The sequence below is a fragment of the Micromonospora jinlongensis genome (assembly GCF_013410645.1).
GTDB classification, from domain to species: Bacteria; Actinomycetota; Actinomycetes; order Mycobacteriales; family Micromonosporaceae; genus Micromonospora; species Micromonospora zamorensis.
The window spans coordinates 4,119,094-4,133,192 of the sequence record NZ_JACCHK010000001.1; the positions used below are offsets into that span (position 1 = coordinate 4,119,094).

Annotated in this window: 9 protein-coding genes; 1 reads left to right on the forward strand and 8 read right to left on the reverse strand. The window is 71.6% G+C overall.

The window, feature by feature from the left end:
• Positions 1-14 precede the first annotated feature (14 nt).
• The 6 genes from HNR22_RS18245 to HNR22_RS18270 form a co-directional block, all read right to left on the reverse strand.
• The gene (locus HNR22_RS18245) at positions 15-1,616 is read right to left on the reverse strand and encodes a DUF6114 domain-containing protein (protein WP_179781369.1); all 1,602 of its coding nucleotides are present in this window, start codon (positions 1,614-1,616) and stop codon (positions 15-17) included.
• 75 nt (positions 1,617-1,691) lie between these two features.
• Positions 1,692-2,306 (reverse strand): DUF6230 family protein, encoded by a 615-nt coding sequence (locus HNR22_RS18250; RefSeq protein ID WP_179781370.1) that lies wholly within the window; start codon positions 2,304-2,306, stop codon positions 1,692-1,694.
• A 398-nt stretch (positions 2,307-2,704) separates the two neighbouring features.
• A complete protein-coding gene (gene pgfA / locus HNR22_RS18255) occupies positions 2,705-3,871 on the reverse strand; it encodes a cell envelope lipid trafficking protein PgfA (RefSeq protein WP_179781371.1) in 1,167 nt (388 codons plus the stop codon).
• A gap of 68 nt (positions 3,872-3,939) precedes the next feature.
• Positions 3,940-4,764 carry a class I SAM-dependent methyltransferase gene (locus HNR22_RS18260; protein ID WP_179781372.1) on the reverse strand — a complete coding sequence of 275 codons (825 nt, stop codon included), beginning with the start codon at positions 4,762-4,764 and terminating at the stop codon, positions 3,940-3,942.
• Entirely contained in the window at positions 4,761-9,005 is a 4,245-nt protein-coding gene (locus HNR22_RS18265; RefSeq protein WP_179781373.1) for an alpha-(1->3)-arabinofuranosyltransferase, read from the reverse strand. The genes HNR22_RS18260 and HNR22_RS18265 overlap by 4 nt, the downstream gene beginning before the upstream one ends.
• Entirely contained in the window at positions 9,002-10,666 is a 1,665-nt protein-coding gene (locus HNR22_RS18270) for a substrate-binding domain-containing protein (protein WP_179781374.1), read from the reverse strand. Before HNR22_RS18270 ends, HNR22_RS18265 begins: the two co-directional genes overlap by 4 nt.
• Positions 10,667-10,924: 258 nt before the next feature.
• Here HNR22_RS18270 and HNR22_RS18275 point away from each other — a divergent pair, with 258 nt between their 5' ends.
• The gene (locus HNR22_RS18275) at positions 10,925-12,085 is read left to right on the forward strand and encodes a glycosyltransferase family 4 protein (protein WP_343059864.1); all 1,161 of its coding nucleotides are present in this window, start codon (positions 10,925-10,927) and stop codon (positions 12,083-12,085) included.
• Positions 12,086-12,139: 54 nt separating this feature from the next.
• Here HNR22_RS18275 and HNR22_RS18280 read toward each other — a convergent pair whose 3' ends face one another.
• Positions 12,140-12,307: a hypothetical protein gene (locus HNR22_RS18280; protein ID WP_179781376.1), complete on the reverse strand. Its 168-nt coding sequence runs from the start codon at positions 12,305-12,307 to the stop codon at positions 12,140-12,142.
• Positions 12,304-14,022 carry an MmpA family trehalose lipid delivery protein gene (locus HNR22_RS18285; protein ID WP_179781377.1) on the reverse strand — a complete coding sequence of 573 codons (1,719 nt, stop codon included), beginning with the start codon at positions 14,020-14,022 and terminating at the stop codon, positions 12,304-12,306. Before HNR22_RS18285 ends, HNR22_RS18280 begins: the two co-directional genes overlap by 4 nt.
• Positions 14,023-14,099: the final 77 nt, after the last annotated feature.

The window sequence follows — 14,099 nt, forward strand, 5'->3', positions numbered from 1 at the left end:
GACGGATGCGCCGTTCAGCCGAGGGTCAGCGCCAACGACGGCCGGGCGGTCAGCGTGTCACTGGCGACGTACGCCAAATCCATGACCGGGTCGGTGAACGTGATCGAGATCGGCAGGGTGACCGGGATCCCGTCCGGCAACGGCAGGTCCGGGGTCAGGGTGAGTTTGATGCCGAGGAGCTTGCCGACGAACCGGGTGGAGTAGAAGGCCACGTTGCCGCGGACGGTCAGCTGGTCGGTCTTGTACCGCTGGGTGCGCCCGTCGGGGCCGTCGGCGACCAGCAGGAAGTCGTCGGTCACCGCCTCCCGCATGCTGAACTTCAGCACCTTGAGGCTGCCCTTCTCGGTCTGCAGCTCGGTGGTCCCGTCGAACCGCAGCCCGGTCATGGTGACCTTGGAGCCGGTGAGCTTGGACGGCGTCTGGCCCACCATTGGCAGACTCGGGTCGGCGGCGATGCGGGGCAGCGGTTTGCCCGGCTCCGCTTTGTCTGGCTTGTCGGGTGTCGTGGCCCCGGGCTTGCCCGACCCGCCCGGCTTCGGTGACGGGCAGGCCGTGGACCCGGGGCGGGCCGTCGGTGTGACTGTCGGCTTCGCCGACGCGCTGGCGGTCGGGGTAGCGGACGGCGCCGCGGTCTTCTCGCTGCGACCACCGGTGAACAGGTCCCCGATCCCGTCCAGGATGTCGGTGATGATGTTGCCGTCCCGCTCCGGGCTGGCGCTCGGTGTCGGCGTCGACGTCCCGGTGGGAGTGGTGGCGCTGGGAGACGGCGTGACGGACCGGGACGGGGTCGGGCAGGCGGCCGCGGCGGGTCGGGTCGGTGCGGCCTGCACCGCTCTGGGCTGGGTGGCCAGGCCGGCCGCGGCGAGGCCCAGCACCAGCAGCGCGACTCCGAACACCCGCGGATCAGCGGAACGTCCCGGCCACTCGGGCGGTGCGCCCGCGTCGGTCGCGCCGCCCGCCGAGCGGTCCACCCGTTCGTCGGCCGTGTCGGCCTGCACGACTGCGAGCCGCTCCGTGTCGAGCCGCTCAACTCCGCTCTGCTCGGCGTGGCCCTGATCCGCGTCCGCCTGATCCGCGCCAGGCCGATCCGCGTCCGCCTGATCCGCGCCAGGCCGATCCGCGTCCGCCTGATCCGCGCCAGGCCGATCCGCCTCCGCCTGATCCGCATCGACCTGTTCGGCGAGGGGCAGTTCGGTGTCGGACAGTTCGGCAGCGGCTGGCGCGGGTCGGATCGGGGTCCAGGCGAAGGCGAGCGCGCTGCCGACGATGCCGAGCAGCAGACCGACGAAGAAGCCGCCAAGGTTGAGCCCGATCAGCGAGTAGACCGTCGTGACCGCCGCGACGACCGAGTAGAACAGCCGCTGCGCCGGGCTCAACCAGAGCAGCAGCGCGCAGGTCACCAGGATGACCGGGATCAGGAGCGAGAGTAGACCGGTGGCTCCGCTGTGGAAGCTCAGGCCGTTGATCGTCATCCGGGTGGAGGCGAACATCGCCACCCCGGCCAGGGCGATGAAGAGGCCACCCCAGAACGGTCGGCTCCGTTGCCAGCGACGGAAGGTCTGCCACGCCTGGGCCGTGCCGCCGGGCCGGGCGTGGGACGCGTTGGCGGTTGTCACGTACTCCTCCTGGCGGAGCGGGGACGGGGACAGGGCCGGGGCCCGCGGTGGTCGGCCACCGCGGGCCCCGTCACCTCAGAAGCACTCCTTGCCCTTGGCGTCGTCGCCCACGTTGACCTTGAGTCGGAGGCCGACCAGGTTGAAGGTGGCCGCCGTGGTGTACCGGGACACCTGCTGGAGGTTGGTGATGGTGACGTGGTCGGAGTTCTGGCCGAACGAACCCTTCTGCGCCGTCGCGTTCAGGTCGGTCGCGTCCCGGCCAATCTTGATGTTGGTGAAGGTCGCGTTGCCGTCGAGCGAGTCCATGGCGATGAGCAGGTCCTTGGCCCGGGCAGGCTCCTTGCCCTCACCGGCGTTGATGGTGAGAACCACCGGCAGGCCAGGCAGGTCGGAGCGGATGGACTGGCAGAGGTTGTAGAGCTCTGCGCTGCTGATCTCGGCGACGGCGATCGGGTGGGTCCTGCCGTCCTCACCCTTCTCGCGGACGACGCCGCCGTACTGCTTGAAGCCGTCGCCCTCGAGGCGGGCCGCGCCGATCTTGAACGTCTGCCCGGACACGGTGACGTCGGACGCGATGGCGCCGGTCGACATGCCGAACAGGATGGCGCCGACGGCGGCGGTGGCGGGCACCGCCATGGCGGCGAACCGCCACCACCGGGTACGCCCCTGATTCTCAAGCCGATCCTGCACGGGTTTCTCCTCAGGTGGATGCGCGGGCTGGCCGGTCCCCAACTGACGGCCCACATCGGGCCCGTCGTCTGTTACCGGCGGGTAACGATCGAGCCTGATCGTGCACCCGTTGCGGCGTGGGTCACAACCCCCCACTTACCCAGCGGTAACAGTTGGGCGGCCGAGCGACATTGCCCCGTCACGATGCGTCCAAGCATCAGCAGACAGGGGTGCGGCATAGAACATCAAAGCCGGCATATACCCACCTGTGCACAGCGGAGAGTGAGGATGCATCGAGCAATTACAATTAGGTAACGAATGTAAAGCACACGGGCGTCCGAGGCAGGTGCCGCTGAACGAACTGAGGGGTGGACCGCATCGCGGCCCACCCCTCAGACGTGCTTCCGGTCAAACGCGCGTCAGCGCTGCTCCACCTCGCCAGGCGCCGGACGCTGGGTCGGCACCGTCGGATCGTCGGACTTCCAGTTCGTCGACGCTGGCGGGATCTCGTCGGCCAGCAGACCCCCGTCCCGCCCGGACTTGTCGTCCCGCACAGCCGGCTGGTCCACCCGGGTCGGGGCGGGGTCGTCAGCAGGCACCGGGTCGGCCCGATGGCGTGCCTCGGCCGCCGGAGCAGCCCCGCCGCGGCGGGTCACCAGCAGACCGGCGACGATCAGCAGCAGAGCCAGCACGGCCAGCCCGATCGGAGCGTAGACGCCGAGGATGGCGAGCTGGCTACGGCTTTCGTTGGCCCGCTTCACCGACGCCTCCACCGTCGCGTCGTTGTAGACGAAGTCGGCGTTGAGCAGCGAGACCGGGGTGCCCACGTCCGGCACCAGGGTCTTGCTCTGCTGCTCCCGCACCTTGACGTACGACCCGGTGACCGGGTCGATCCAGAGCGTCCGGGTGTTGCTGTAGGTCATCTTGCCCTGGGTCGCGCCGGGAGCGAGCGCCCCGAGCAGCAGGGCGACCCGGTCGGCGGCCAGGTTGAGCTGCTGGTCGGTGATGACCTGCTCGAACCGGTACGCCTCGAGCCCGTCAACGTCTTCCGTGCCCTTGAACTCGGCCGGCAGAGACTTCCGCAGATCGCGGTCGAAGACGTCGTAGCTCCGCTTCTCGGTGTTGAACGGGAACTTGTAGACCTGACCGGCGAACGAGACCTTCTCCCGGGTGCCGGTGTCGTCGAGGTATTGACCGTCCCACTTAACCGCCGCGCCGGAGACCCGGTCCAGCGCCAGCATCGCGCCGTACGCGTTGACCAGTTCCTTGGTGTCCGTCCGGTTGACGGTCTGACCGACCGTCCAGACCACCGTGTCGCCATCGAGGTCGCCGCTGAGGTTCGCGGTCTGCTCGCGGTTGGGCGTCACCAGGACAGTGGACTTGAGGTCGCCCTGGCGGATTGCGATGGCACCGTTGGTGATGTGGAGGAAGGTGGCACCCTTCGCCTCCGCCACCGACGTCGAGGCTTCCAAGTCGTAGGGCAGCTTGGTCATCGCGGGCTTCACGACGAAAACCAGTCCGGCTGCCAGCGCCAGGAGCAGTACGCCGCCGCCGAACAGCACGGCACCTGTGGCGCGGTGCTTCATGTTTCCTCCCTGGAGGAGCTAATTTCGCCGCTATCGATCAGTGATGTGGCCGCGAGGTTACTACCTAGTCACATAGCAACGCGACCCCCGGTCAGCTGTGTTTTTCCCGCCAGGCTGCCCGGTTCGTGGCCGGTCCGTCGCAGGACGAGCACGAAGTTCCAGGCCACGACCTCGCGTACGCCGGGCACCTGGACCACCCAGCGGCCCCACCACGGGTGGTAACGCGGCAGGGCGTCCAGCACCTCGACCTCGCCGTTGCCGCGCGCCCAGCGCAGCGCGTCCGAGATGGAGACCGGGAAGAGCGTCTCGCGGTAGCGGTTCTTCGGTGGCCTGCCCATCCTCCGCTGATAGCGCCGCCGGGCTCGGTCGCCGCCAAGGTAGTGCCAGGGAGCCGTCTCGTGCCCGCCCCACGGCGACAACCATGGGGTGAACGAGACGAAGAGGACGCCGCCCGGCCGCGTCACCCGGACCATTTCGTCCAGCATCCGTTGTGGTTCGGAGACGTGTTCCAGCACGTTCGAGGAGAACGCGATGTCCACGCTGGCGGACCGGACCGGCAGGGCGGTGCCGCTGCCCCGCAACATGCCGGCGACGGACTCACCGACGGCGGAGAAGTCGCCGACGTCCGGGTCGAGTCCCACATACCGGGCGCCGGCGGCACGAAAGGCGGCGGCGAAGTATCCGGGACCGCCCCCGACGTCGAGCAAGGTCCGCCCGGTGAGCGCGGTGTAGCCGGACACCTGGCGTACCGAGTCCGCTGCCAGTAGGCCGTAGAAACGGTCCGGGTCGGTCTGCTCGACAAGGAACGCCCGGAACAGCGCCACCGAGCGGCCCAGCGTGGCGAACCGTCGGCGCGCCGCCCGATCAGTCACCACGTCGTCTGCTGTGGTCATCCCGTTACCGTCCCGTCCTCGTTCTGATCGGTGGTGTCGGGCGGGTCCGGCACATCGTCCCCGCCCTCGGACCGGGCTCGCGCGACCGGCGTACCGGGCACCGGGATCACCGCCGCGGTGACCGCGCCGACCGCGACCAGCATCGCGGCCTGCACCCAAGGGCCGTACGCCCACTCCTGCCCATGGCCCTGCAACCGGCCCGCCACCGCAGTCACCGTGGCGACCGTCAACCCGCCGAGCACCACCACCGGCAACGCCCGGACTGCGAGCTGTCGCAGCAGCATGGCGGCCAGCACGATGGCCACCGGCAGCACCCCGCCCAGCAGGGCGAGCAGGACCATCAGCAGTACGCCGATCGCCCATGCCGGGCCCTCGGCCGGGATCGTCCGATCCACGCCGACACGGCGGCGGACCGGCCACACGGCCAGGAGCAGCACCGCGAACACAGAGAACGCGCCGACCGCCAGAGCAGTCCGGTACGTCCGGTCCGGCGCGAAGACCAGCCGCACCTCGGCGGCGTCACCGGCTGGCACCACCCACGCCTGCTGCCAGCCGTCCACCCGGGTCGTGGCCAGCGTCCGGCCATCCACGGTGGCCTTCCAGCCGGCGTTGGCGTTCTCCGGTACGGCCAGCAGCGCCTCGCCACCGGCAGCCACCCGGACAAGTCGGTCAGTCGAGGCCCAGTGGAGCACGGCCACCTCACGGTGCCGGGGTGCAGGGACGGCGGCCTCCGAGCGCAGCGTGGCGTCCTGCACCACGAAGCCAGCCGACGGTACGGTCGCCAACTGGTGCCCACCGGCCGGGAGATCCACCGACGCGCCCGTGGATCCGCAGATCGTGACCGGCGCGGGCCGCCCTGCCAGCACGTCGGCGAGGGTGGTGGCCACCGACGTCTCGTAGCGCTTGCCGTCCAGTTCGACGGTGGGCCCCGCACCGCACTTCTCGGCGACGGGGGTGCCACCGGTGAGCGGGCGAAGCAGGTCGTCCAGGGCCGGAATCTCCACCTCGGCGATCCCGGCGGTGGCGGTCCAGCCGTTACCGCGCCGGTCGGCGATCCGTGTGGCGGTGTCCCGGACCACGATCTCGATCCGATCCGTCCGGACGGCCGGGAAGCGGACCGTCCCGCCCGCCCCGACCGCCAGCACCTGGCTGCGGCCCGGGGTCAGCACCTCGACCTGGGTCGGCAGCGAGCCGACCGGCGACTCCGCAGGCCGCAGCCGCAACTCGGCAAGGCTTCGTTGCCCGGACCACCGCAGCCTCAGCGTGGGGCGAAGGTCGCCGGTATCGGCAAGCCAGGCCGTCCCGGGGTCGCCGTCAACGGCCGCGTACCCGGCGACGGCCGGATCACCAGCCAGGTACGAGGAGACGGTGGCCGCAACCGGAGCCCCGGTCAGGGTGAGCTGCCCACCCGCTCGCGGCACCGCAGTGAGCGCCAGCCGATAGCTGCCCGGGCTGGTACTGCGGAACACCCGGTCGACCCCGAGTGGTTCCTCACCGGCACGGGCCAGAAAGCGGTCGCACCGGACGACCGAGCCTGCCGGCCGGGTCCCAGTGCGGCCCGCCGACCCGTTCCCCGTTCCGGCCTCCGCCACGTCCGAACCGGCGCCGGGGGCGGAGGTCGGGAAGCAGGCGGGCCGGTTGGTTGCGCCTCGGCTGAACGACCAGGCCACGGCACTGTCGAACCCGTTGGGCAGATCGTCCGGTGTCCTGAGTGCCCGACGGACAGTGGTGCCGGGAATCGTGAGTTCCCGGATTCCGACCCCGCCGTCGCGCCGTTCGTCGGCAACAGCCAGCACCGTGACCCGCACCCGGCTGGTGGACCCAGGCAACGTGTAGTACGAATGTCCGCCCAGCGTGTCGGCCACCTCGTGGTCCACCGAGCCACGGTCGGTGGTGATCCGGAACCGGGTGACCGGCCAGCCCACCCCGAGATCGTTGACGAATGCCAGCGATACCGCCTCCACCTCACGCGGGGTGTCCAGGTCCACCTGGAGCCACTGACCGACCGGCCCGGCCAGCGGGGCCGAGTGCCACGCGGTGGCGTACTCGCCGTCCAAGGCGGCGAACGGCAGGTGCGACGGGTCCGCGGCGGCGAGGTTGTCGACGAAACTCGTCGCGGTGCTGGCCGTCACCTCCCGCACCCCCTGATAGGTGGCGACCGTCTGGTGCCTTTTCGCGGGGAACGGCAGCAGGTCGAGGGCGACCCGGCCCTGCCGGCCGGGCTCCGTGGCGGTCAGTGTCTGGCTGACGTTGTCCCGCACCCGGCCGATGTCACGTTCCCGGCGGCGCAGCCCGTCCGTGACGATCCACCGCTCGTCCCCCACCTCGGCACGGTCCCCGGCCAGCACCACCGGCCGGTCACGCTCCACCAGCCCCTGCTCAAGCAGCGGCAGCAGGGACTCCGGCCCACCGCTGACCGTCGGAACGTCGTCGGTGAGCACCGCCGAGGCGATCGGCACCGGCCGCTGCACCTCGTACACCTCGATGGCCGGCACCGGACCGGCATCGTCGTCCACGGGGCTGCCCGGCGTGCGGCCTGGAGCGGTGGTGCCGAAGGTCGCCACCCGCGCGATTCCCGGCGAATCGGTCAGCGCGCGGCGCAGCACCGCGACCGGTGGGGCATCCACCTGGCTCCGGTCGAGGTCGTTGCGGAGCAGCACGTGCCGGAAGCCGGCCCGTGCCAGGAAGTCGGCCAGCCCTGTCGAGCCCTGGCCGCCGGCCAGGACACTTTCCACGGTGTCCATCACGCGGGTGTTACCGGCCGAGCCGAGCGGGATCTGGTTCCGCACCGCCCAGGGCGCGCCGGCGAGCGCCTGGATCGGCTCGTCGACCGTTCGTCCCCACTCGTACTGGCCGAAGCCGGACCCGGGCACCATCAGCGTCCGGGACAGCTCGTCCCGGTCAGCCAGCCAGGTGGCAGCAGATCGCCAGCTCGGCGGCAGGTCCGACCAGCCCGGGCCCGGCCGCAACTGACCCAGCCAGGCGGGCGCGGCGGCGCCCAGGATCAGCAGCAGCACCGGTACGAGCGCCAACGGCCGCAGCCGGAGACGGGGGCGACGCCGGACGGCGGCGTTGTGCAGCCGGGTGACGACCGCGTCCACCCCGTGCGCGAAGCCGAGCATCAGCGGCAGCCGCAGCACCGGGTCCAGCTTGTGCACGTTGCGCAACGGGGCCAGCGGACCGTCCAGCAGGTCCCGGACCGGGCCCGAGAGCGGGCTGTCCAGGCTGCCGACGTAGCCCATGGTGAGCAGGGTCAGCCCGGCCAGAAAGCCGAGCACCAGGAAGCGCCGCTCGGGCAGCAGGTTGCCGGCCAGCCCGGCCAGCCCGATCAGCGCGACCAGCGCGGTAAGCGCCATCAGCACCGGGTGATCGATCAGCAGCCAGCCCGCCGGCCACCACGGGTCCCCCTGGACGATGTACGCCACCCACTGGTTGGTGCCCCGGACGGCCTGGAAGAGCGAGGCCACGGCGGTGGTCGTGGTGGACGACTCGATGTAGTCCAGGAACGGCAGGCTGTATTCGCCGAGCAACAGCAGCGGCACGATCCACCACAGGCAGACCGCGATGACGCCGAGGCACCACCAGCCGACGAGGCGCAGGTGGTCCCGGTCCCAGCGACGGGTGAGCAGCCAGACCCCGGGCAGCAGCAGGGCCAGCACGACGACCGCGGCGTTGATCCCACCCATTCCGAGCACGGCCAGGGCGGAGAGCGCTGCGGCCCGACGCGGCGAGCCGATGCGACGGACCATCACGAGCGGCAGCAGCACCCACGGCAGCAGCGCCGCAGCTAGCGTCTCCGAGGAGAGCGCGCCGATCTCGGTGAGCATCCGGGGTGCCAGTGCGTAACCGAGCGCGGCCAGGTACCGGCTCGGTTCGGCGCCGATCTTCAACGCCCGGGCCAGCCTCAGCAGCCCGTAGAAGGCGACCGCCAACAGGAGCGCCGACCAGGCCCGCTGCGTTATCCACGGCGGCAGGCCCAGCAGTTGCCCGCCGGCGAAGAACGGTCCCATCGGGAAGAGGTAGCCGTAGGCCTGGTTCTGAAGCTCGCCCGAGGTCGCCTCCGGGTTCCACAGGTGCAGCGCCCGGGCCAGGAAACGGATCGGATCCACGGCCAGGTCGAGCTTGGTGTCGAACGTGACCTGACCGGGCCGCTGCGCGAAGGCGATGACGGTGAGCAGCAGCAGCGACAGCGCGGTCCCGGGCGCTACGCGTACCCGCCGAGGGATGTGTGGCCGGATCATCGGCGGCACTCCGGGGGCAGGCAGCTCAGGTCGGCGAGCGCGGAGAAGAAGATCTGCCGGATGCCGCTGGGCTGCTCGGTTCGGAACACCTGCCCCTCGGTGACCTGTGCGATCGCGTTCAGCTCTTCGGGGTCGATGTCACGACCCAGCCCGATGAAGACGATCGGCAGAGGCCGACGAGGGTCCTGCAACTGGGTCAACTCGGCAAGGAACTTGGAACGGCCGATGCTGTCCCCGTCCTCGTTCCGTCCGTCGGTCATGACCAGCACCAGATTGATCCGGCCGGGTGTCCAGTGCTGCCGGGCGTTCCGGTACGCGGCCAGTGTCGCGTCGTACAGCCCGGTCCCGCCGCCGGGTTTGACCTGGACGTCGGCCAGCCGTTCGGCCAACCGCGTCCGCTGGCCACGAAGCGGAGCGACGGGGAGGATCTCCCGGTAGTCCCGGTCGCCCTCCACCTTCGTGGAGAAGACCCAGATCCCCAGCTCGCTGTTGTCCAGCAGCAGGTCCGATCCCTCCTTGGCGGCCTTGACGGTCGCCGCGAGCCGGGTCTGGTCGGTGCCGGGCACCAGGGCCGCCATCGAGCCGGAGACGTCGATGACCGTGAGGATCCGAGCGCTGCGCTGCACGCCGCTCCAGGCCGTCAGCACCTCGGTGACCGTCTCCTCGGCGGGCAGCGGAACCGGTCGGCGTTCCTCCGCCCGCAGACGCCCGTCGGCGGGAATTGCCGGCGGGAAGCCCGCCGCCGTACGGAAGCCGAAACCGAGCAGCGCGTCTCGGGACTCGACCGTGAGCAGGTTGGCCAGGAAGCCCGCAGCGGCCTCGCGGACGTGACCGCGAGCGGACGGCAGCACCACGTACGGCAGGTCCAGAGACGGAACGTCGATCTCCGGGTACGCGGCGACCAACCTGTTTGAGCCGGCCAGCGCGTTGTGATCGAGTACGGCCTGCTCGCTGACCGCTACCGCGTCCGTCCCATCGGGGAGTCCGCGCCCGGGCACCAATGTGCCTTCGCCGGCGGCGAGCGTCCCACCCGCGAGCCGGCGCAGCACAGCCGCCGTCGCGGCTGCGGGTTCACGCTCCCCGGCGGCCAGGGCACGCACTCCGAGCAGCGCCGCGACCCCGGCCGGGTCGGCGGCCGGGTCGGGCACTCCCACCGGTGCCGGTCGGGTCTTCGGTCCGAGCAGCGACGCCCAGGTCACCGGTGCCGCCGGCCACCCGAGCCGACGAGCGGTCGGCTCGGTCACCGCGAGCACCACCGGTGTGCTCGCCACCGAGGTGCCCTCGTCGGGCACCTCGAAGGCACCCCCGGCCCGGGCACGGCGCAGCCAGAACGTCGACTCCGGCAGCCAGGCGTCGGCGACGTCCACCGCGTTCGCCAGGTCCCCGGAGACATCGGGGGACTCTCGAGCCTGCACGTCGACCGACACGCATGGTTGCCGCCCCACGCTGGCCCGCACGACCCGGTCCAGGGCCGGGGCGATCACCGGCGCAGCGGCCACCCGCAGCCGGACACGCTCGACGCACTCCGGCACACCCCGGTCCGCTCGCACGTAGGCCACGGCGGCCCAACCGGCCAACAGCAGCGCCAGTGCCGCGCTGAGCAGCACCACCGGGGAGCGACGAGTGAGGGCGCGCACCGGCGCGAGTCCGTCGCGCAGCACCGCCGGCCACCTCCTAGCCACGTACCGGCGCGTCCCTGCGCAGGTCGGAATCCATTGCACCCGCCGGGCGGTGTCACCCGGACGCCGGCCGTCACACGCGGTTGCGCTGCACACCCTGCCAAGGTTTTTCGCCGCCGGCAAACCCCCGATCGACGAGCGGTTATCCGATCTTCGCTGCCGGTGCGACCCATTGCGCCGATGGGCGGGACCGCCCTAGGGTGGCGCGATCGTGGTCAGTTACTCACCGGTAGGAGCAGCGTGGACAATCCCGGCGCCCCCGCACTCCACGTCCTGTTCCTCAACTGGCGCGACACCACCAACCCGGAGGGCGGTGGCTCCGAGGTCTACCTCGAGCGGATCGCCGCCGAACTCGTCGCCATGGGCCACCGGGTGACCCTCCTCTGCGCCGCGCACGACAACGCCAGCCCGGCGGAGACAACCGCCGAGGGTGTCCGCGTGCTGCGGCGCGGTTCCCGGCACACCGTCTATGCCCGGGTGGCGCTGACCTGCCTCGCCGGACGGTTCGGCCTGGGCCCGCTCGGCCGGCGTGGCTTCGGCCGGCCCGACCTGGTGGTCGACGTCTGCAACGGCGTGCCGTTCTTCGCGCCGCTGTACGCCAGCCGACCGGTGATCGCGTTGGTGCACCACGTGCACCGGGAGCAGTGGCCGGTCGTCTTCGGCCCATTGATGTCCAGACTGGGCTGGTGGATCGAGTCCTGGCTCGCCGTCCGGCTCTACCGCCGCTGCCGGTACGTCACCGTCTCCGAGGCGAGCCGGACGGAACTGGCCGCGCTGGGGGTGGCCGCCGAACGGATCGACGTTGTCCCCAACGGCACGCCACCGGTGATCGGTCCACCATTGCCGCGCACCCCACACCCGTCGCTGGTGGTGCTCGGCCGCCTGGTCCCGCACAAGCGGGTGGAGATCGCCCTGCGTACCGTCGCCGAACTGGTCGGCGAGCTGCCCGACCTGGAGCTGGTGGTGGCCGGCCAGGGCTGGTGGGAGCAACCTCTGCGGGAGCTGTCCGACTCACTCGGCATCGCCGACCGCGTCCGCTTCACGGGCTTCATCAGCGAGGAGGAGAAGCACACCCTGCTCTCGTCGGCCTGGGTGGCGCTCACCCCGTCGATCAAGGAGGGGTGGGGGCTCACCATCGTCGAGGCCGCATCGCGCGGCACTCCGACGGTCGCCTTCCGCTACGCCGGCGGAGTCGCGGAGGCGATGGTCGACACCGAAACCGGCCTGCTCGTCGATGACGAGGCGGAGTTCACCGCCCAGGTCCGCGAACTGCTCGCCGATGACGTGCGGCGCAAGGCGATGGGTGAGGCGGCGCTGCACCACGCGTCCCGCTTCACCTGGGCGGCAACCGGCGCCCGGTTCGCCCAACTCGTGGCCCACGCGACCGGGCGGGCCGGCTGACCCGAGCACCACGAAAGGGCACCCGCACCAGCGGGCGCCCTTTCATCGTCTGACTTAGCGCGTGCCGTACAGCGGAGCCTCGGCGCCCTGCTCACCATTGACGTTGGTGGTGGCGGCCTCCTTGGCGGACGGGCTGAGCGCATTCGCCAGACCGACGCTACCGAGCAGGCCGAGCACGACCCCGAGCACACCGACGGCGACGAACGCGGGCAGGTTCCTCATCCACCTTCTCCTTCCGCCGGACTTGCGTGCCGGGACGTTACCACGCGGTAGCTCACCTGCGCAGTGCCCGAAATACCGATGCCCAGCACCACCAGTCCGGCAAGGAGGTGGGCCAGCCCGACGTGACCAGGCCGGGTCGGCGCGAGCGGTGGGGACCAGTAGGCATTCTCGTACAGGGTCAGCTCCGGTCCATCGTGGACGACGTGCAACCCGGCCAGCGACGCCGGGGGCAGCGGCGGCCCCGCCGCCCGCTGGACCAGCACCCATCGGGAACCGGCTGCCGACACCGGCGCCCCGACGGCGAGGAGTTCCCGCACCCGCGCGGCCCGCGGGTCCTCACCAGCCACCGCCAGCCCACCCACCCGCAGGGTGTCGTCGATCAGAACGGGCACGCCGAGGTACCGGGGCGCCGGATCGATCACCACCTGGCCGCGGTTCCACGCGTACCGCTGGTACTCCTGGAACGGCAGTGAGATCACCTCGCCAGGTCGCTGCTCGACAAGCCGCGCAACCGTGGCCCATTCCGCGGGCCAGTCCACCGGTCGAAGCCTGCCCGCCGCGCCGAACGCCAGGTCGGGCAGGAGCGCCACCGGCAGTAGTGCGGCACCGACCAGCAGCACCCGACCGGTCGCCGCGTCGAAGCGAGCGGCGACCCGGTCGGCGAGGCGTTCCGCTCCGATCGCGCCGGCCACCGCCAGAGCCAGGGCGTACGGAACGACAAGCTTCTGGCCGTCGCGGAGCAGACCCGCACCGGGCAGGTTCGCGACCAGCCAGCCGAGCAGACCCGCACCGCCGGGCAGGGCGCCGAGCGCAGCCACGAGCCACGAGCCGGCGGCGAGCAGGCCGAACCGGCCGGCCACCGGTGCGGGCCAGCGTCGGCGCAGCAGCGGGACGCCATACCCGGCGACGGCCAACACCAGCACGGTGACCAGGGGCACCACCGCCAAGCCTCGGGAGGCGGGTGTGGTCTGCCCGTTCCAGATGCCACCGGTGGCGGCGAGCGCCACCAGTGGCCCGGCCCAGTTCTCCGCCCGGGCCGCGAAGGCCAGAACGCCAGCCGGGTCAGACCGCCCGCTGCCCGAGCTGCCGAGGCCGGCCACCAGCCACGGCGCATTGAGCAGCACCGTCAGGCCCAGCGCGGTCGAGGCCGCCCGCACCGCGCCCGGATACCGGCCGGGCAGCAGCACCGCGATCGCCACCAGCGCGATCATTCCGCCAGTCGGAGTGATCGCCGACGCCGCCGCGGCGAGCAGCAGCCGCGGCAACGAGCCGGGCCGGCCGGTCCGTACACCGATCGCCGCCCGGACCAGCCAGGGCAGCGCGGCGTACGCCACCAGCAACCCCCACTGGCCCACGAGGAGCCGCTCCGCGAGGTACGGCGTCCAGGCGTACCCGAGGGCAGCCACCACCCGCACCGCGACCCGGTCGGTCGGGACCAGCCGGGCCGCGCCGAGCGCCGCGAGGTAGAGGATCGCCGCCAGCACAAGCCGTTGCAGCAGCCAACCCGGCACCAGTTGGTTGGCCAGTGCCACCACGGCATCCTGGGGTACGGCCCGGGGCAACGCGGTGGCCGGGGCGATCACCTCCCAACCCAACGCCTGACGGGGCACGAAGACCATGTCGTAGCGGAGCACGTATCCGGGAAGCACCAGCGGCGCGAGGACCACCGCCGTCACAGCGGCGGCCACGCCATGCGGCACCAGCCGTTCGCGCATCCTGTCGACCCCACCCCGGTCCGGCACGACCACCCGTCGCGCTGGTGGCGGCCACTGTACGCCGGACGCGAGCGGCC